The following is an 18,971-nucleotide window of genomic DNA, read 5'->3' on the forward strand; positions in this document are numbered from 1 at the left end:
GCCGGGCGACCCACGGCTGCCGATCATACCGCAAAGCTGGGAGAAATGGGGAGACGAGTTTCTTTGGGAAGCGATTAACGATGCCCTGCTTACGCCCGGGCCTTCACCTTGGCGGCGCCATGCGCCTTGCCGTTCACGCTTGGCGCCGGCGCCAGCAGATAGCTGAGATCACCCAGCCGATCGAATGTGACGAGTTCCGCCAGACCCGCGGCGGCCAACTCGGGTCCGCCGACGTAGCGGCCGGGGTTGATCCATTTGTCCATTTGCTCGATGGTCGAGCCGAACAGCCCCGCGAGCAGCACATCCATATCCTTTTCGAGCTGTCCAAAGTGGCGGGCCCATTCCGCGGCCTCGGCCAAACCAACGTTCTCTTCGCTCTGCCACCGCATCGGATGAAACAACAGCACGCTGCAGGGGGTGACGAGCCGCTTCGCGCAGGCGGCGAATGGCCATAGGGCGGCCGAGGAACATTCGCCCGTCACTATGCCGGTGGCGCGGAGGCCGCGGAGCTTGATGAGCGTCATCAGGGACATGGCGCAATAAGGGCTGCCGCCCGGCGAGTCGAAGTAAATCAGGCACTCGCCTCCGGGCTCGACGTCGAGTAACCGATCGGTCAACTCCGATTCATGTTCGGTGAGGTCGCCGCAGAGGGCAATTTCAGGAATTCGTTCGTCTTGTTCCCGACTCATGCGATTTTCGCTTGCCTCGTTGAATCCGTGGGCTAGATCGGCATCTTAATGCGGGAGCCGCCGATTCCCCAGGGGGACGACCCGACACTTAAAAATTGTAGGTTAAATGCGTCAGAACCACCAGTTTTGGGCAGAAAGCCGCCTCGGCGGAACGGACACGTTGGCGGCCAACTTCTTGTTTTTCCGTCTGTGGTCGCCGCGTCTTAGCATAAACAGCCGCGGCGGCGGTCACGCCGGTTCCCCCGCCTCGCCGGCAGGAAAATCCACTGCCTGCGTCCGGTGGTAGCGGTCCTGGCGAAGAGAATGAGGTAATCAGCCGCTAGCCGGACCGCCGCGTGGTCCGGGCGGCGTGCCCGTCCGGATGGCAATCTGGCTTCCCCTTTTCCGGCGGGACGTGGCCCTCCCGCTAGAGTTGCACGCATACTACACCTAACCATTGGCGTCGCGCGAGCCTCTTACCACTTCCACCACCCGCCTGCCCCCCTTTCGCTTCATGTCCTACGCCAGTCTCAGGGAGTGCGTCGATGATCTGGAGCGCCATCGCCAACTGATCCGCATTGAGTCGCCGGTCGACGCCCATCTGGAGGCGGCGGCCATCCACCGTCGCGTCCACGCTGCTGGCGGGCCGGCGATCTATTTCGCCAACGTCACCGGTTGCCAGTTCCCGATGGTCAGCAACCTCTTCGGGACGATCGAGCGCACTCGGCTCATGTTTCGCGACGCGCTCGCGGGCGTCGAACAATTGGTCCGCCTGAAGGCCAATCCCCAAGCGGCGCTTCAACACATCTGGCGCTACTGGCGCGCTCCGCTCGACGCACGTTACATGTTGCCGAAGTACGTCGGCAGCGGGCCGATCCTCGCCGGCCAGACGACGATTAGCCAGTTGCCGCAGATGCAGAGCTGGCCCCACGACGGCGGACCGTTCGTAACGCTCCCCATCGTCTACAGCGAGGATGTCCGCGAGCCGGGACTTCGCCGTTCGAACCTTGGGATGTACCGCGTTCAACTGGCGGGCAATCAGTACCGACGCGACGCGGAAATTGGTCTGCACTATCAGATTCACCGCAGCATCGGCGTCCATCACGCCGCGGCGCAGGCCGCGGGCCAGCCTTTCCGCGTTAACGTCTTGGTCGGCGGTCCCCCGTCGATGGCGGTCGCGGCCGTGATGCCCCTTCCCGAAGGAATGAGCGAGCTCGGCTTCGCCGGCGCCCTCGGCCGACGGCGCGTGCGCATGATTCGTCGCCCGGGAGCGCTGCCGATCCATGCCGATAGCGACTTCTGCATCGTCGGCACGGTCGACCCCGACCGATTGCTGCCCGAGGGTCCGTTCGGCGATCACCTGGGCTACTACAGTTTGGCCCACGATTTTCCGGTGCTCAGAGTCGAAGCGGTCTACCACCGCCGCGACGCGATCTGGCCTTTCACCGTCGTCGGCCGACCGCCGCAAGAGGATACGATGTTCGGGCAATTGATCCACGAACTCACCGGGCCGATGATTCCTACGGTGCTCCCGGGCGTCCATGGGGTGCATGCGGTCGACGCCGCGGGGGTTCACCCGTTGTTGCTGGCCATCGGCAGCGAGCGTTACATGCCCTTTCTCGACGCCGCCCGGCCGCAGGAGCTTCTCACGCAGGCCTGCGCAATTCTCGGCCAAGGCCAACTCTCACTTGCCAAGTATTTGCTGATCGTCGCGCACCATGATGACCCGCGCCTGCAAGTCGATGACGTGGCGGCGTTCTTTAGCCACGTCCTCGCGCGCGCCGATTGGCGTCGCGATCTTCACTTTCATACGCAGACGACCATCGACACGCTCGACTACTCCGGCGGCGGGTTCAACGCCGGTTCCAAGGTCGTCGTTGCCGCCGCGGGGACAAAGCGATTTGAGTTGGCGACCGAGTTGCCGGCCATGCTGCCGCTGCCGGAAGGATTTCGCCATCCGCGCTTGGTCATGCCTGGCGTCGTCGCCGTGGAGGGCCCGGCGTGCCCCAAACCCTCGTTCGACCACGACGAGTCAGCTCGCGCGCGAGGCATTGCGCGCGAGGAAACCGCCGGCGTTATGCGGCGATTTTGCGAGGCGCTCGACGTCGCGCACCCAATCAATTGCTTTCGTCTCATTGTCGTCGTCGACGACAGCCGATTCGTCAGCGAGTCGCTCAACAATTTCCTGTGGGCCGTCTTCACGCGATCGAATCCTGCCGACGATATCTATGGGATCGACGAATTCATCAGCGAGAAACATTGGGGTTGTCGCGGCGCGCTTGTCATCGACGCTCGCATTAAGCCGCATCACGCTCCCGTGCTCGAGGAAGATCCCGAAATTGCCCGCCGCGTCGACGCCCTTGGCGCCCCGGGCGGGCCGTTGCACGGGATTATCTGAAGTCGAATTGAACCGCAACGGCGCGATGGTCCAGACGCAAGACAGGAATATGCGTTCCGTCGCGACCTGATGGTGAAATCTCCGCAGTTACGCGAACGACGCGAAACGGGTATCTTTTGAGGCATGGCAACACTGACTTTTCACGGCGCCGCGCGCACCGTCACCGGTTCGAAGTACCTCCTCGAAGCCGACGCCGCCCGGGTCCTGGTTGACTGCGGGCTATTTCAAGGTCTTAAGGAGTTGCGGGAACGAAATTGGGGACCCGTGCCGTTCGACGTCCGCTCGCTTGACGCGGTCGTGCTGACGCACGCTCATCTCGACCACGTCGGCTACTTGCCCCGAATCGTCAAGCAGGGCTACAACCGCCGCATTTACGCGACCGACGCCACGCGCGATCTGGCGGAGATTATCTTGCTCGATTCGGCAAAGTGCCAGGAGCAAGACGCCGAATATGCCAATCGCAAAGGCTTCTCGAAGCACAAGCCGGCGCTTCCGCTGTACGAGGATCGGGACGTCGAACGAACGATGAAGCTCTTTCAGCCGATCCCGCGCGGCGAGTGGTTCACCCCCGCGTCGCCCATTGCGATGCGGTTCCACGACGCCGGGCATTTGCTCGGCTCGAACATGATCGAAGTTGAGATTCGCAATCGCCCCGCGCCGCTGCGAATCCTCTTCTCCGGCGACGTTGGTCGTTACGATGGTCCTCTTTATCACGATCCCGCGCCGCCCACCGAGTGCGATTACCTCATCTGCGAAAGCACCTACGGCGATCGCGAACATCCCGAAACGTCGATCCTCGACGCTCTGGCCGAGGTTGTCCTGCGCAGCATCAAACGGGGCGGCGTCATGCTGATCGCCGCCTTCGCGGTCGGCCGCGCGCAGCAGCTGCTCTACTTGTTTCAGCTGCTGAAGTCAGCCGATCGCATTCCCGACATTCCCGTCTACATCGACAGCCCCATGGCGTGCGATGCCACCGCCGTGTACCGCGAGCATCACGAAGATCACGACCTGAGCGATGGCGAGCTCGATCCGGCGCATCCGGCGCTGGGCGGTCGGAAGGTGTTCCTCGCCCGCAGTCCAGCGGAATCGAAGGCGATCAACCGCACCGCCGGTCCGGCGGTGATCATCGCCTCGAGCGGGATGATGACCGGGGGCCGCATCGTTCACCACCTGAAGCAGCGGATGCCCGACCCCCGCAACACGATCATCATCGGCGGTTATCAGGCGGTCGGCACCCGCGGGCGCTTGATCGAGGATCATGCCCCCTTCGTGCGTATGTTCGGCCAAGACGTCCCCCTGCGGGCCGCGGTCGAGAAGATCCCCGGTCTCAGCGGTCACGCCGACCGCAGCGACTTGCTGAAGTGGCTCGGCCAGCTCCCGCATGCCCCGCGGCAAACGTTCCTGACGCATGGCGAGCCCGAGGCGGCCGACGCGCTCGCGGAGGAACTGCGAACCACTCGCGGCTGGAACGTCGCGACGCCGCAGATGGGCCAGAAGGTTCAGCTTGATTAGCGATGGAGAGTTTTGTTTTCTCTCGCAAAGGCGCGAAGACGCAAAGCAAACGCAAAGAATACGGGGAGAATGATTGAAAAATGATGGTTGCGAGTCGACGCAATACTCCTGATGCCTTAGGTCTTCTTTGCGAGCCCTTTGCGCCTTAGCGCCTTTGCGAGACTAGAAGTCAAATGACCGAAACGAAGGAAGAACAACCTGAAGACGCCGTCGAGCGGAATCGCCAAGCGATTCTCGCCTCGCCCAGCTATCGACTCGCTGAACTGGATGCCGACTTCATCGGCCGGCCCGAGCAGCGGCCCGTCCGCATGCAGCTCGAGCTCGACAAGGCGGAAACCGTGCTACGCGAAGCGGGCATCCGCTCCACGGTCGTCGTTTTCGGCGGCACGCAAATCGTTCCGCGCGACGTCGCCGAGACGCGGCTGGCCGACGCCGAAGCACGATTAAAAAAGAATCCTCAGCTCCCTCAGGCGCGGCGCGACGTTCAGCGGGCCAAAAGCTGTCTCGCCAAGAGCCATTTTTACGACGAAGCTCGCCAGTTCGCGCGTCTGGTGTCTGAGTACTGCCAACGCGGCGAGAAGTGCGACCTCGTGGTGATGACCGGCGGCGGCCCGGGCATCATGGAGGCCGCTAATCGCGGGGCGTTCGAGATCGGCGCCAAAAGCGTCGGCCTCAACATTGTGTTGCCGCACGAACAGGAGCCCAATCCCTACATCACGCCGGAACTCTGCTTGCAGTTCCACTATTTCGCCATGCGGAAGTTCCACTTCATCCTGCGCGCGGCCGCACTGGTGATCTTCCCCGGCGGGTTTGGCACGCTCGACGAACTGTTCGAAGTCCTCACGCTCCGTCAGACCGGCCGGATGCAAGAAATCCCGATCATCATGTACGGTTCAGAGTATTGGAACCGCATCATCAACTTTCAGGCACTCGCCGATGAAGGGGTCGTCGCCGACGACCACGTGAAGTTGATCCATTTCGCCGACACCCCGGAACAGGCGTGGAAGCTCGTCGTCGAGTTCCACCGCCTCGGCCCGTAAATGATCCTGCACTCGGGCTAGCATTCAAAATACTGAACCGCCAAGGACGCCAAGAGCGCCAAGCAAACGCGGGGAGGAAGTTGAACCACGACGGCACGGGGGACACGACGGAATACAAGAGAGAAGAGAGATGGAACCGCGGATAGACGCAGCAGATGAACGCAAATGATTCTTTAGTCTGCGTCTATTTGCGTTAATCGGCGGCTCCATTAGCTCTTGTATTCCCTTGGCGCTCTTGGCGTCCTTGGCGGTTGCATTCTTTAGACATTGCAGTTGCCCTTCTTCGCGATAGGACAGCGGGGCTAGATCGCCCGCATAAAAGCCCCTATTTTGCCACGCGCTTGCCTTCGTGCCGCAGATCGCCAGAATTACTACTTCGCGGCGTGGCAAACCTCGTCGTTCCGCGCGACTCACAAACACTACACGCTCTGCAAAGTGAGATCAATTGATGACACGCCCCTCTTGTCGCATGCCCATCGGTCGCTTGATTCTGACGCTCGTCTGCGTGATCGCGGCGACGCTTTCCCTGTCGCCCGCGTCGCTCCGCGCCGACGAAGCCGCCCAGGGCAAGGGCGTCGTCGAAAACGAAGAGCTCTTCAAGATCCCCGACGGCGGCGCCGCCAAGATTCAGGAGTTCATGAAGAACCTCGCCCAGACCGCCCCCGAAGGGGAGAGCGAGGAAGATCAAATGGCCTTCAGCGTGCGGGCCCTCAACACGCTGGTCGAGGCGGCCGACCGGCTGCTGGCCGCCAAACCCTCCGCTGACCAGGCCGCCCAAGCATTCGCTTACAAGATCGAAGCCCTCCAGGCCCTGACGGCCATGGACCAGGCCGACGCCGGCAAGAAGCTCGAGGAAGTTCTCGCCACGGCCCGCGAGGACAAGCGCGAGCCGATCGTCGGACTCGGTTGGCAAAACACGATCATGTACGCCATCAGCCGTTGGTCGAACCTCGATCCGAAGGAACGCGACGCGTTCATCAAGCTGATCGTCGACAAGGTGAAGGCGGGTCCGAAGCCGATCGACGTCTCGATCGTCCAGGTCACCAGCATGCAACTCGACGGCGCCGACGACAAAGCCGTCGCCAGCCTGCTCGAACAAGTCATTCCTCTCTTCGAGAAGAGCGACGACAAGGATCTGCATTCGAAACTCACTGAAGCGAATCTCCCCGGCATGTATCGCCGCCTGACGCTCCTCGGCAAGCCGATGAAGATCGAAGGGACGCTCCTCGACGGCAAGCCCGTTGACTGGGAGTCCTATCGCGGCAAGGTCGTCCTCGTCGACTTCTGGGCCACCTGGTGCGGCCCCTGCCGTGCCGAAATCCCCAACGTCCTGGAAATGTACGAGGCCTACCACGACCAGGGCTTCGACGTCCTGGGCGTTTCGCTCGACGACACCGCCGCCGCCGCCGAGAAGTACGTCGCCGAAAATAAGCTCCCCTGGTCGTCAATCTTCCCCAAGAACGAAGACCAGCGCGGCTGGAGCAATCCGCTGGTGGGCTACTACGGCATCACCGGCATCCCGACGGCGATTCTCGTCGGCAAGGACGGCAACGTCGTCAACATGAACGCCCGCGGGCCAGTGCTCGGCGAACAGCTGGAAAAGCTGCTCGGCCCCCCGGCGGAGAAGAAGACGGAAGAAGCGGCCGCGAAGTAATTTCAACTTTCCAGCCCTCGGCTCCGCCGGCGGGTTGGTCACCATACCGGCAGGCCTCGTCCCGCGAAGCGCTACCCCCCGGCGGAGCCGGGGGTTAAAAACGCTCAAGTCGCACAGGACGCAAAAAGGCTCGTTGAGAGTCCTTTTTTGCGTCCTTTGTGCGTTTTGGCGGCTACCGTCTTTCTGAGCGGAGCGACGAATCTGGCCTCTCGCGAGACGCTAGATCCTTCGCTCCGCTCAGGATGACGTATTCGGGCCGATTCAAGCAAAGTTTTGACATCCGCTATCTGTCCACTCTACACTGCCGCACGTTCGCGAGCGGGCGTCCGGAACCGCCCCTCAAAGCGTTCACTCTCTTAACGTGACTCGCCCACATGGCGGGTCGAGGAGGCAACTCATGGGCCAGAAGATGTGGGGCTACTGCTACGCACTCGCCGTCCTGACGTCGATCGCGCTCGCCGCGCCGCTGCCGGCGGCAGACGACACTGCGGGTGAATCGTCTTCCTCAGGTCAGACCAGGGCGTCGATGCAGGCCGCGGCCGAACGCCGCATCGAAGCGGCGCTCGATTCGCCGTTAAAGGCGCCGCTGGAATTCATCGCGACGCCCCTGAATCAGGTCACGCAGGTCCTCTCCGAAGATTATGATCTGCCGATCGTCATTGACGTCGCCGCGCTAGACGCCGTTGCCAGCAGCCCGGAAGTTGAAGTCAATTCCAGCATTGGCAACGTCACGCTTCGCTCTGCGCTCGATTTAATGCTGAGAAACACAGGCGAGGGGGACCTTACTTACATCATCGACAAAGAAGTGCTGATGATCACCACTCAAGAGGAAGCGGAGAAGCGTCTACAAATTCTCGTCTATCGCGTCGATGATCTCATCGACAGTGATCGCTTCGCAACGACAGCTGAGCGTGACGCGGGCGTTGATCAATTGAACGAAGTCATCGTCGCTACTGTGGAACACGAATCGTGGATGGAGAACGGCACCGGCGAAGGGGAAATCCAATTTTTCACTCCTGGCATGATGGTCATCAGTCAAACTCGCCGCGTTCACGATCAGGTTGAAGATCTGCTGCAGCGCTTGCGAACTGCCAAGGCCGAGGTCGATGCCGACGCCGCTGGGAGGCAAGCCACGGCGGCTACTCAACCGGTGACTCGATCGATCGCGATCAGCGATCAGGCGGTCGCCGACTGCGAGAAGACTCGCAATATGATCCGCCAAGCTCTAGAGAAGTCGGTCAACTGGCAACGCGAGCTCCCGGAAGGAGACTCAAGCGAAGTATTCCTCTACGTCCTTCCCAACCGCGTGCTTGTTAGGCACGTACCTGACATGGTGCGCCAGGTCGAACGAGTTGTCCACGAGATCACGCCGACTCCGGGCGGCAGTGGCTGTGGCATTAACGAGCCGTCGCAAGGCAAGTCACCGGATCACCCGACGCCAGCGTCCGCGGATTCGAAGGCAACGGCGGCCGCGCCGGACCTTGCCGACGCGCCTGCCGCCAGCGAAGATGACAACTAGCGCCAGCAGCGCAGCGGCAGAGGCGGATTCTGACGTGGCTCGGCGGGCGCTCCGGCGGGTCGTTGACCCGCGGCTACCGCTCGCCCTACTCGCGCTCGCCGCATGCACCTCGGCCCAACGCTTATTGTCGACACGTTCGCCGAGGCGTTCCGCATGCGCTATGCGCGGGTGATCGTCACCGCGCTCGATGAGTTTTGGCTTGACGCCGCGCTTCGCGAGTTCTGCGGATACGGTTCGAGCGTCATCGGCTGCGACGCCGAGGTCGGCGTCGAGCGTTTCCTCTCTTCTGAGGAAACGCCCGACGCCCGGCCCGGAGCCGCGGTGCTGGCGTTTGGTTTTTCCGTCGAGGCGCTGGCCAAAGCGCTCCTCAACCGCGCGGGGCAGTGTTTGCTGCCGTGCGCGACGTCCGCCGTCTTCAACGGCCTGCCCGAGGGCGAAGACCAGGTTCCGCTCGGCAAGAACCTCCGCTTTTTCGGCGACGGCTACCAGAAGAGCAAGGTGATCGGCGACCGCCGTTACTGGCGGATTCCGGTGATGGATGGCGAGTTCATCGCCGAGCAGCAGGTCGGCGTCGCCAAGGGGGTCGCCGGCGGCAACATCATCATCCAGGGCGAGACGCAAGCGCTCGCGCTCGCCGCCGCCCGCCGCGCCGTCGACGCCCTCGCCGACATGCCGGGCGTGGTCACCCCATTTCCCGGCGGCGTCGTCCGCAGCGGCAGCAAGGTTGGCTCGAAGTACAAAGCCTTGCGCGCCTCCACCAACGACGCCTTCTGCCCCACCCTCCGCGGCCGTGTGCGGACGGAGCTCGCCGCCGGCGCCCAGTGCGCGTACGAAATCGTGATCAACGGCGTCGACGAAACGCAGGTCGCCGCCGCCACCCGCACCGCCCTCCACGCCGCCGCGGGCCACGGCATCCCTGCCATCAGCGCCGGCAACTACGGCGGCAAACTCGGCAAGTTCCACTTCCGCCTGCGTGAAGTACTGGCGTGAGCCGTATGAAGAAGTTTCTCGCAGTGGCGCGGAGGCGCAGAGAAAAGACAATGAAGAAAGATAACCACGAAACAGACGAAAGAAACGAAAAGGAAACAGGAAGCAAAGTTTCATCTTTCGTGCTTTTCGTTCCTTTCGTGGTAAAAAAGTACTTGTTTCTCTTCCTACTCCTCCTCTGCGCCTCCGCGCCTCTGCGAAAGATCCCGCTCGCTCAAGCCCAAGAGAAGTCAGCCACTCTGCCGCTCGACCAATTCCAACCCCGCTCGATGCTCGTCCTCCCCGAGCACCGCCCCGCGCGAGCAAAATTCCCCGCCGTCGACGTCCATCTCCACGCGCGCAAAAAGCTCCGTCAGTCGCCCGAGGCGCTCGCCGAGTACGTCCGCCTAATGGACAACCAAAACATCGCGATCTCCGTCAGCCTCGACGGCGAGCTCGGCGAGCAGTTGGAAGAGCACAAGAAGTTCTTGTGGACGAAGTATCCTGATCGCTTCGTCATCTTCGCGAACATCAACTGGCAAGGAGATGGTAAGGCAAACGAGCCCGCCACCTGGGATTGCCAGCGCACCGACTTCGCCCGCCGGATGGCTGCCGCCCTCGCCGACGCCAAACAGCGCGGCGCTTCGGGCCTCAAAATCTTCAAGGACTTCGGCCTCGTCTATCGCAAGCCCGATGGCACGCTCATCGCGATCGATGATCCTCGCTGGGACCCCATCTGGACCGCTTGCGGCGAGCTCGGCCTGCCAATTCTCATCCACGCCGGCGATCCGGCGGCCTTCTTTCAACCTCTCGATCGCTTCAACGAACGATACGAAGAGCTCTCGCGCCATCCCGATTGGCATTTTCCCGCCGATAGGTATCCGAGGCACGCCGACGTCCTCGCGTCGTTTCTTCGGGTCGTGGCACGCCATCCCAAAACAACGTTCATTGGCGCCCACTTCGCCAACAATCCAGAGAACTTGGCGGAACTGGGAGGTTGGCTCGACAAGTATCCTAACCTCAACGTCGAACTTGCCGCCCGTATCGCCGAACTTGGCCGCCAGCCCCGCGCGGCCCGCGAGTTCTGCCTCAAGTACGCCGACCGAATTCTGTTCGGCACCGACGGCCCGCGCGACGTTAAGCGGCTGGCCCCCCACTGGCGCCTCCTGGAAACGGCCGACGAGTATTTTCCTTATGCCGAAGATCAATATCCGCCGCAAGGCTTTTGGAGCATTTACGGCCTCGACCTGCCCGACGGCGTCCTCCGCAAGATTTACAACGAAAACGCCGCTCGCCTCATCCCCGGCGTGAGAGAACGCCTGCAACGGCAAAACATCGCCCTCCCTTAAAGGGAGGGCCTAGGGGAGGAATTCACCGTGAGATGAGACCTAAGTCAACGATGATCGTGCCATTCCTGCTATTCTGGGTGCTACTGATCTGGAGCGTCCTCGACGGTGACCTCACCCTGCAAGAAGCGGCAGTCTATGCGATCGTTTGGCTGGTGCTTCTGGTCTGTTTTTTGCAGTTTCCCGGCGGCGTTTTGTGGTTCGTCGTGCCAGCGGTCTTGATCGACATTGTCTTGGTCTTCAAAGTCTTCGGCGGAGACGTCGAGATTCACTAGTTTCACCCCTTCCACCCCCGCCAACCCGTTGCCAGCTGCGCTCCCCGCTGGTTAAACTGCGCGGTCAGGCGCGGCCCAACGTGGGTCGTTTTACTTTTCCATTGGACTGCCGAAGTTTATGACCGCCGATCACGACCCGACGGAAGCTCAACTCGCCACCGCTCCGTCGCCCGCCGACCCCGCTGCATCAGCCTCCAGCGCGCCGGCGATGGAAGCACCCGCGGCGCCCCCATCGTCCGACGCTCCGCGCCCGAGCGAGCGGATTCAAATCGGCAGCCAACGCGAGTCCGAAGCCGACGCTCCCGCACTGGCCCCGAAGCCGGTCAACCCGGGGCCGGCGAATCCGGAACGCGTCACCGAGCAAAAGCGGAAGAACTATCCGCCGCCGAACATCCGCGCCCAACTACCGCCTGAACTGGAGCAGGAACTGCAGGCCGCGCTCGCCGTCGATCCGGTCGACCAGTTGATGGAAAGCTCGGCCGCGGCGACGTCGCAGGCCGAGCTTGCTCCCGAGACGCGCGTCAACGCCACGGTGGTCAGCATTCACGGCGACGACGTCTTCTTTGATCTCGGCATGGGCCGCAGCCAGGGCGTCGCGCAGCTGAAGCAGTTCGAGACGCCGCCGGAGATCGGCTCCCAGCTGGAAATGGTCGTCTCCCGCTTCGACGCCGAGCAAGGCATCTACGAGGTCGCTCGCAGCGCGGCCGCCGTGAGCGTCGGCAACTGGGACGAAGTTCACGAAGGCCAGGTGATCGAAGTCGTCATCACCGGCGCCAACAAAGGCGGGCTGGAGTGCACCGTCTCGAACATCCGCGGCTTTATGCCGATGGGTCAGATCTCGATGTTCCGCGTCGAGAACCCCGAGGATTACGTCGGCCAGCGACTCACCTGCGTCATCACCGAGGCGAACCGCAGTCGCAAGAATCTCGTCCTGAGCCACCGCGCCCTCATGGAACGCGAGCGCAAGGAGAACCGCGAAAAGCTGCTCGCGGAGATCGCCCCCGGCCAGATCCGCGAAGGAACCGTCCGCAGCCTGCAAGAGTTCGGCGCCTTCGTCGACCTCGGCGGCGTCGATGGTCTGATTCATGTGAGCCAAATGAGCTGGGACCGCATCGGCCATCCGAGCGAAGTGTTGCAGGTCGGCCAGGCGGTGAAAGTCCGCGTCGAAAAGGTAAACCCCGAGACCGGCAAGGTCTCGCTCGTCTACCGTGACATGGGCGCTAATCCCTGGGCCAACGTCACGACGAAGTACGGCGTCGGTGCGCGCGTGAAGGGAACGGTCTCGAAGCTGATGCAGTTCGGCGCCTTCGTCAAACTGGAGCCCGGCGTCGAAGGGCTCATCCACATCTCGGAGCTCGGCCACGGCCGCGTCATGCGCACCAGCGACGTCCTCAGCGAAGGTCAGGAGGTCGAAACGAAAGTCCTCGCGGTCGACCCCGACGCGCAGCGGATCAGCCTCTCGCTGAAGGCACTGCTCGCCGCGCCCGAAAAGCCCGAGCAACGCCGCCCCGAGCCAGAACCTGAACGCGAGCCGACCCCGGAAGAGCTCAAACGCCGCGAGCACCGGCGTAAAGCCAACGAGAGTCTCAAGGGCGGCATCAGCGCGCCCAGCGGCGGCGAGAAGTTCGGGCTGAAGTGGTAGCCGCGGGTCAACGACCTGCCGGAGCCGTTGCTCCATCAGCCTGACGACTCCGCGCCCCCCTCCCCGATCCCCCCTAACCGGGGGCCCACGGCCTCAAGGCGGTCCCGCCGCGCGACGTCGCCTTTCGCGAACGTGCGTCCCGCCAACGCGACGCCGCGCGTCCCCGCCGACGCTAAACGGCGACCACGCGCGGACATCGACAGCGCATTGACTCGCAACTACCGGCGTCATATTATGCAACTAATGGGTTGCGTAATATTCCCCCTCCCCAAAAAGGCCCCCCCTATGCCATCCGCCACCGATCGCATCGAAAAACAAATCCAACTCAACGCCCCGCTCGACCGCGTCTGGAACGCGTTGACCGACTCGCGGCAATTCGGCGAGTGGTTTCGCGTCAATCTCGAGGGGCCCTTCGTCCCGGGCGAATTCTGTCGCGGCCAGATTACGCATCCCGGTTACGAGCACGTGACGATGGAGGTGCTCGTCGGCGAGATCAAACCGCAAACGTACTTCTCGTTCTACTGGCGTCCCTATGCCATCGATCCGCAAGTCGATTATTCGCACGAGCAGCGAACGCTGGTGGAATTCGCGCTCCAGCCCAAAGATGGCGGCGTGCTGCTGCAAGTCGTTGAATCAGGCTTCGACCAAATCCCCGCCGGGCGCCGCGACGAGGCCTTCCGCATGAACGACAAAGGTTGGGCCGCGCAGCTCAACAACAACATCAAGGCGTATGTCGAACAGTAGCCGCCGCGCCGCCGCCGCTCGCCTGCTGAAAAGCGCCGCCCTCTTCGCGGCGCTCGGCGACGGCACGCGCTTGGAGATCGTCGCCAAGCTCGCCGACGGTTCGCAGCAGTCGATCACGCAACTGACCGCAGGCGCCGACGTCACGCGGCAGGCGATCACCAAGCACCTGCACGTCCTCGAAACCGCCGGCATTGTGCAGAGCACGAAGCGCGGCCGCGAAACGCTCTTCGCCCTCCAGCCGCGCTCGCTCGAAGAAGCCCAGCGCGCCCTGGCGGCCATCGCCGTGCAATGGGACGCGGCACTAGGACGCCTCAAAACCTTCGTCGAAGAGTGAACTGGGGTGGTACGCTCTCGCCCCCAAAGGCGTGAGTGTGCAGTCGCGTCGCGCCACGCAGTCCCCTCGCTCACAGCGACATGGTCATGAGGGAGTACCATCGAGACCATGTCGCCCTTGTTTCGTACCGCCTTCCCCCTTCCGCCCTCCCCCTTCCACCATACAATCCCATGCATGCCCAACGCTCCTCTCGCGCCAGCCCCCCTCCGCGGCCCGCTGGCTGAACCCTGGTCCCCCGGCAAGCTCCTCCGTTTGCTAGGCATGTTCGGCCCTGCGGCGATTCTGGCCTCGGTCTCCATCGGCGCCGGCGAGACGATCGTCGTCGTCCGCACCGGAGCCTGGATGGGTTACGGGCTGCTCTGGCTCATCCTGCTGGCCGCCCTCACCAAGGGCGTTTGCGTCACCTATTTCCTCGGCCGCTATACCGCGATCAGCGGCGAGGCTCCCGGCCAACGGCTCGTCAAGCTTCCCGGTCCGCGCGGCTGGCTCCTCTTCCTCCTCATCGCGCTGGAGCTCGGCGCCGCCGGTCCGCTGTGGGGCGCGTTGGCTCGCCCTTCCGGCGAACTGATGAGCTATCTCCTCTTGGGCGGCGGCGATCATGGATACACCAATCGGCTGATCGCCACCGCGTTCATCGCATTCGCGTTGCTGCTGAGCTTGCCCACGAGTTATCGCAGTCTGGAAAAGCAGCAGGTGATCATTTGCGGGATCCTCGTCGCCGGCACCTGCATCGGCACGTTGTTGGTGCGCCCTGACTGGTTTGCCGCGTGGCAGGGTCTCTTTTCCATCGGTCACATTCCTAGCGTCCCCGCGACGGCGCCGCCCCTCTTCCGCGACAGCGTCTGGCCGCTGATCGCGGTGACGATGGGCTACGTCGGCGGCAGCGTGATGACCTATCTCGTTTATCCCGACTTCATCGCGCTCCATGGCTGGGGGATGACCGGCCATCCCCAGCGCGAGGAGCTCCTCCAGCGCGCCGCCGCTGGGATGCCGGCCGACTATCTGCCGACCGATCCTGAACAGGTACAAGAGATCCGCCGTGCGTCTGGTCCCATTCGCTGGGACGTCGCCTTTGGCGCCATCGTTCTGCTGGTCGTCAGCGCTGCGTTCATGATCGCCGGCGCCGCCGTCCTCTATCCCAAACAGCAGGCAGGCGAAGACATCGCCAAGTTCGACGGCTGGGGACTCCTCACTGATCAGGCCGAGATCTGGAACGCCATCCACCCGTCGCTCGTGTGGGTCTACTACCTCTGCGTCGTCGCCGCCCTTTGGGGAACGCTGCAGTCGTACCCCGACGTTTACGCCCGCGGCGTCACCGAATATTTCCGCGCCATCTGGCCCCAGCGCCAGTGGAACCAGCGCAATATCCAGCTCGTGATCTGCGCCTACGTCTTCGCCGCCGCCTGCGCGGTGATCTGGAGCTCGATGGACTTCGACGCGATGACGCAGACCGTCAACTTCCTCGCCACCAGCCTCGGCGTTTGCATCGCCATGTTCGCGGGCCTCTATCTCAACTTCCAACTCCCGCCGGCATACCGCACTCGCTGGTGGATGCTGCTGTGCGGCGTCGCCTCGGCCGTCATCCTCACCGGCGTCTCCAGCATCGCCTGCTGGGGGCTGTGGCAGACGCTGACAAAGTAGCTAGCACCATCTGCGAGCAGGTGTTGCCGCGACCGTCGCACAGCCGGGGCACTCTCTCACATGACGGCGACTGACTTGAGCGAGCTTCATTTAGCTATGGCGTCACTCTGAGCGCAGGGAAGTATCCGGCTCCTCATTTGCGCGAGATCCTTCGCTGCGCTCAGGATGACGGACACGACGCTTCCCTGAGGCTCGCTCTAGGAGCCGGAGAATCAGCTGCGTTCGAACCCGCTCGCGCCATGCCAGCGCACAAAAATAGCCGAGGCTCTCGCAACCGCGAGAGCCTCGGCTGGGCGTGATGATCGGCGTTCGTGAGTCGAGCGGCTAACTCCGCTGCTTACGCACGCCAGCGACGACTAGCGCGCTCATGGCCGCCAGCAGCACGGAGCCGGGCTCGGGGATCGCCGCAATCGGCGGGGTCCCGGACCCAAACTGGCGCTGCCAACCGAGGAAGTCGGCGCCGTCGACGCGACCGTCGAGGTTGAAGTCTCCATCGGACTTCACTGCCCCCGACGCCTTGCCATAGCCAATCTTCCAGAGGGCCAGGTCGGCCCCGTCGACGAAACCGTTGCTATTGAAGTCGGCCGCGAATCCTGGCGTACCGATGTACTGCACGGTTCCCACGAGCGTTTCACCCGAGGCAAGATGGAACTCCAGCGATAGATCTTGGCTTCCGCCGCTCGCGAAGATCGCGCCCAGCGGGTAGGAGCCTCCTTGGGTCAAGTTCAGCGAGCCATTGAAATTCGTCTCGCTGATCAGCTTGGCCGATTGCGACGGCGCCGTGCCCGGCAGCCAACCGACCGACCCGACGCCGGTGAACGATCCGGGAACGAGCGAGTTCGACGCGGACCGGATGATGTAACCGTCGATGTTCATCGCCGTCGCGCCCGCGGCGGGATTCTCCAACGTGATGACGCCGGTGCTCTGATTCACCTTGAGGTTGAGCGTCGAGTCGACGTCGATCGTTACGACCTGCCCCAACGTTCCGCCCGCGCCGTAATTCACCGCCAAGCGGGTTCCGGGCGCCAGCCCGTTGCCGTTGACGTTCGTAATCGCTCCGGCGCGCGCCGCGGCGTCGAACAACGTCCACGAGTTGCTCGTCGTCGGCACAAAGCCGTCGGTAAAGTTCACGTTGAGCGTCCCGCCCTGAATGCTCAGCTCGGTGTTGACCTTAATCGGAGCGAACGCGGCGGAATTGATGTTCGCATTAATCGTGGCGGACGGCCCCCAATAGTACGTGGCTCCGACCGTCACGTTGGTCGATCCGCCCGTCAGATCGACGATGCCGGCCCCGGTCCACCATGTATCCATGTTTCCGGCGATATTGAGCATGCCGGAAGCCAGCACCCGCACCCTGCCGGCGACGTCGTATGCGACGTCGAGCTCGCCGCCGATGGTGAGCGAGCCGGCGACGCGAATTTCGCCGCCGTTGGGGCCCGCTCCCCGGCCATTCTCAAAAACGCCGGTCAAGTCGAGCGATCCGGAAGGGGTAATGTCCAGGATGCCTCCCTGCTGAATCACTTTGTCAAACGAGAGACCGAGATTGCTCGAGACCGTAAGCGTTCCCGTGGTCGGCGGCAGGGTAATGCTGTCGCCCGCGCCCGGCCGACCGCCTGGGCCCGACCCGCCGGACCAATTGGCGTCGTTCCAATTGCCGTTGCCGCCGCCCCAAACGGCCACCGCTTGAGCGGATGCCGTCGACGCGGCACCCATGATCGCCGCGACCAGACCAAGCATGGCGACCGTCTTGCAGGTGCGAGCCGCCAGCCGGCGTCGTTGACGCAAGGCGACGATGCCAATCCCGGTCAGCAGGATGGCTGCGCCCGCTGGCTCGGGCACCGCCAGGACGGCCCCAGGCGATTTGTTCGACTTGATCAGTCCGAAGTCAGCGAGATTGATCTGCCGATCGCCGTTTAAGTCGCCGAGCGCCCGGCCTTGCAGCGCCGTCAGCGGCGTCAGATCGACGCCCACGTTGGCGCGCCAGATGTCGTAGTCCGCCGAATTGACCAACCCGTCCTCGTTCACGTCGCCTGCCTTGCGACCCGAAAACCATAGCAATTCATTCGGATTGAAGCCGCCGGTCCAACTGAAGACGCGATGCTCATCCATTAGTCCGGTGTAGCTCGTCTCGACCTCGGCCCCATTCGAGGAGCCCAACGTGGCCGTTCCGCCGGGCGCGCCGTACGTGAAGTTCGGCAGCGTCGGAAATTGCGGGACGCCGTCGACGTAAATCTGCCAGAAGGAACCGCTCGTGGTGAACGCCACGTGCTGCCACTCGCCATACTTCACTGCCGTCGTGCCGGGGCCCGTCTGATTGACGTAAAAGAATCCCTCGGGGGTGATCCCCATCGTAAATTGCGTGCCATTGGTGAAAAAGATCGACTCTCTCCCAGCCATCGAGGCGTCAGGCTTGAGGAACACCTCCATGCCCCAACGAAAACTGCCCGTGCCCTCGTACCATTTCGTGGCAACGGAGCTCAACGTCTCTTCGCTCGCGTCGAAGGCGATCGATCGCGTGCTGGACAAGAAGCTCGGCTTGTCGCTGCTGTACTTCAGCGCGTTGCTGCCCAACAGCGGCGTCATTTCGATGCCTGGCGTCAGGCCGAGGCTATCGACCGTGGTGACCACCGTGCCTCCGGTCGTCGCGCCCGCGTCGTCTTCGCCCAAGTGATAGTACGCCAGCGGGTTGAGCACCGCGTACGCCGGCACGCCGTGCGCGCCGCCGAGCAATAGAATTCCCGCCATCGCCAGAACAAGTCTTCGGCACATGCTGAGCGTCCTCCAGATGTAATAGGGGCAGTTCAGCGAAAGCGTACCGCCGGGGCCGGCATTCTGCAACAATTACTCCAAATCCCACGCGCTTTTACGAAGTCAACAATCGAGTCCCGTGCGAATCGAGAATCGCCGTCGTAGTCGACCGGCGGCGTGACGCGGGCCGCTACGGGTTCCCCACGCCTTGGCAACCAGCCAAAGCTACCGCGCTTTGCCTTGCGAGCGCGACGCAAAGGCTAAAGGCCGAGCGCCCGAAGAGATGTCACGCGGTCCGGAAAAAATCATCAATGCGGCAAATTAGACGATCATTTGCGCCCGCGGCCGCCAGGCAAATCGGCCACGCGCCGCCGACGGCGATCTCGCCGCGTTGATGAAATGGCTCACGGAGAGAAAAAGTGACGAGCGGCATGTCGCGTAACCACCTGCAACACGCCGCCCGTCTGGTTCACGACTAGATTTT

The 18,971-nt window shown here is 63.0% G+C and carries 14 protein-coding genes; 12 read left to right on the forward strand and 2 right to left on the reverse strand.

Translation table 11 applies throughout. The features are described from left to right. Positions 1-89: 89 nt before the first annotated feature. On the reverse strand, positions 90-689 hold the full coding sequence (locus I41_RS02715; protein ID WP_145430649.1) for an ATP-dependent Clp protease proteolytic subunit: 600 nt from the start codon (positions 687-689) through the stop codon (positions 90-92). Between the two features lie 493 nt (positions 690-1,182). Here I41_RS02715 and I41_RS02720 point away from each other — a divergent pair, with 493 nt between their 5' ends. The 12 genes from I41_RS02720 to I41_RS02775 all read left to right on the forward strand — a co-directional run bounded on the left by I41_RS02720 (position 1,183) and on the right by I41_RS02775 (position 15,739). Then, a complete protein-coding gene (locus I41_RS02720) occupies positions 1,183-3,066 on the forward strand; it encodes a UbiD family decarboxylase (protein WP_145430651.1) in 1,884 nt (627 codons plus the stop codon). Positions 3,067-3,189: 123 nt separating this feature from the next. Beyond that, positions 3,190-4,578 carry an MBL fold metallo-hydrolase RNA specificity domain-containing protein gene (locus I41_RS02725; RefSeq protein WP_145430662.1) on the forward strand — a complete coding sequence of 463 codons (1,389 nt, stop codon included), beginning with the start codon at positions 3,190-3,192 and terminating at the stop codon, positions 4,576-4,578. A gap of 173 nt (positions 4,579-4,751) precedes the next feature. Beyond that, a complete protein-coding gene (locus tag I41_RS02730; RefSeq protein ID WP_145430664.1) occupies positions 4,752-5,618 on the forward strand; it encodes an LOG family protein in 867 nt (288 codons plus the stop codon). Between the two features lie 448 nt (positions 5,619-6,066). After that, positions 6,067-7,272: a TlpA family protein disulfide reductase gene (locus I41_RS02735; protein ID WP_145430666.1), complete on the forward strand. Its 1,206-nt coding sequence runs from the start codon at positions 6,067-6,069 to the stop codon at positions 7,270-7,272. Between the two features lie 397 nt (positions 7,273-7,669). Next, positions 7,670-8,791: an STN domain-containing protein gene (locus I41_RS02740; protein WP_145430668.1), complete on the forward strand. Its 1,122-nt coding sequence runs from the start codon at positions 7,670-7,672 to the stop codon at positions 8,789-8,791. 102 nt (positions 8,792-8,893) lie between these two features. After that, entirely contained in the window at positions 8,894-9,781 is an 888-nt protein-coding gene (fhcD, locus tag I41_RS02745; RefSeq protein WP_145430670.1) for a formylmethanofuran--tetrahydromethanopterin N-formyltransferase, read from the forward strand. 119 nt (positions 9,782-9,900) lie between these two features. After that, complete coding sequence (locus tag I41_RS02750; protein ID WP_246133789.1) at positions 9,901-11,106, forward strand: amidohydrolase family protein; 1,206 nt, start codon at positions 9,901-9,903, stop codon at positions 11,104-11,106. Positions 11,107-11,138: 32 nt separating this feature from the next. Then, positions 11,139-11,378, forward strand: a complete 240-nt coding sequence (locus I41_RS02755; protein WP_145430674.1) for a hypothetical protein — start codon at positions 11,139-11,141, stop codon at positions 11,376-11,378. Between the two features lie 118 nt (positions 11,379-11,496). Continuing rightward, positions 11,497-13,020, forward strand: coding sequence for a 30S ribosomal protein S1 (locus I41_RS02760; protein WP_145430676.1), 1,524 nt, complete (start codon positions 11,497-11,499; stop codon positions 13,018-13,020). A 285-nt stretch (positions 13,021-13,305) separates the two neighbouring features. After that, entirely contained in the window at positions 13,306-13,764 is a 459-nt protein-coding gene (locus I41_RS02765; RefSeq protein WP_145430678.1) for an SRPBCC family protein, read from the forward strand. Beyond that, a complete protein-coding gene (locus tag I41_RS02770; protein WP_145430680.1) occupies positions 13,751-14,098 on the forward strand; it encodes an ArsR/SmtB family transcription factor in 348 nt (115 codons plus the stop codon). Before I41_RS02765 ends, I41_RS02770 begins: the two co-directional genes overlap by 14 nt. A 174-nt stretch (positions 14,099-14,272) precedes the next feature. Next, positions 14,273-15,739: an Nramp family divalent metal transporter gene (locus tag I41_RS02775; protein WP_168206634.1), complete on the forward strand. Its 1,467-nt coding sequence runs from the start codon at positions 14,273-14,275 to the stop codon at positions 15,737-15,739. A 324-nt stretch (positions 15,740-16,063) separates the two neighbouring features. On the opposite strand, the gene I41_RS02780 is transcribed toward I41_RS02775, so the two are convergent. After that, on the reverse strand, positions 16,064-18,508 hold the full coding sequence (locus I41_RS02780) for a LamG-like jellyroll fold domain-containing protein (RefSeq protein ID WP_145430684.1): 2,445 nt from the start codon (positions 18,506-18,508) through the stop codon (positions 16,064-16,066). Positions 18,509-18,971: the final 463 nt, after the last annotated feature.

Origin of the sequence: Lacipirellula limnantheis (genome assembly GCF_007746075.1) — a bacterium.
Taxonomy (GTDB): domain Bacteria; phylum Planctomycetota; class Planctomycetia; order Pirellulales; family Lacipirellulaceae; genus Lacipirellula; species Lacipirellula limnantheis.

Excerpts from the sequence above, each read along its gene's own strand:
- I41_RS02755 (WP_145430674.1), top strand. The coding sequence starts at position 11,139 with ATGAGACCTAAGTCAACGATGATCGTGCCATTCCTGCTATTCTGGGTG.
- I41_RS02770 (WP_145430680.1), top strand. The coding sequence starts at position 13,751 with ATGTCGAACAGTAGCCGCCGCGCCGCCGCCGCTCGCCTGCTGAAAAGC.
- I41_RS02765 (WP_145430678.1), top strand. The coding sequence starts at position 13,306 with ATGCCATCCGCCACCGATCGCATCGAAAAACAAATCCAACTCAACGCC.
- fhcD (WP_145430670.1), top strand. The coding sequence starts at position 8,894 with ATGCACCTCGGCCCAACGCTTATTGTCGACACGTTCGCCGAGGCGTTC.
- I41_RS02715 (WP_145430649.1), bottom strand. The coding sequence starts at position 689 with ATGAGTCGGGAACAAGACGAACGAATTCCTGAAATTGCCCTCTGCGGC.
- I41_RS02730 (WP_145430664.1), top strand. The coding sequence starts at position 4,752 with ATGACCGAAACGAAGGAAGAACAACCTGAAGACGCCGTCGAGCGGAAT.
- I41_RS02735 (WP_145430666.1), top strand. The coding sequence starts at position 6,067 with ATGACACGCCCCTCTTGTCGCATGCCCATCGGTCGCTTGATTCTGACG.
- I41_RS02720 (WP_145430651.1), top strand. The coding sequence starts at position 1,183 with ATGTCCTACGCCAGTCTCAGGGAGTGCGTCGATGATCTGGAGCGCCAT.
- I41_RS02775 (WP_168206634.1), top strand. The coding sequence starts at position 14,273 with ATGCCCAACGCTCCTCTCGCGCCAGCCCCCCTCCGCGGCCCGCTGGCT.
- I41_RS02740 (WP_145430668.1), top strand. The coding sequence starts at position 7,670 with ATGGGCCAGAAGATGTGGGGCTACTGCTACGCACTCGCCGTCCTGACG.
- I41_RS02780 (WP_145430684.1), bottom strand. The coding sequence starts at position 18,508 with ATGTGCCGAAGACTTGTTCTGGCGATGGCGGGAATTCTATTGCTCGGC.
- I41_RS02760 (WP_145430676.1), top strand. The coding sequence starts at position 11,497 with ATGACCGCCGATCACGACCCGACGGAAGCTCAACTCGCCACCGCTCCG.
- I41_RS02725 (WP_145430662.1), top strand. The coding sequence starts at position 3,190 with ATGGCAACACTGACTTTTCACGGCGCCGCGCGCACCGTCACCGGTTCG.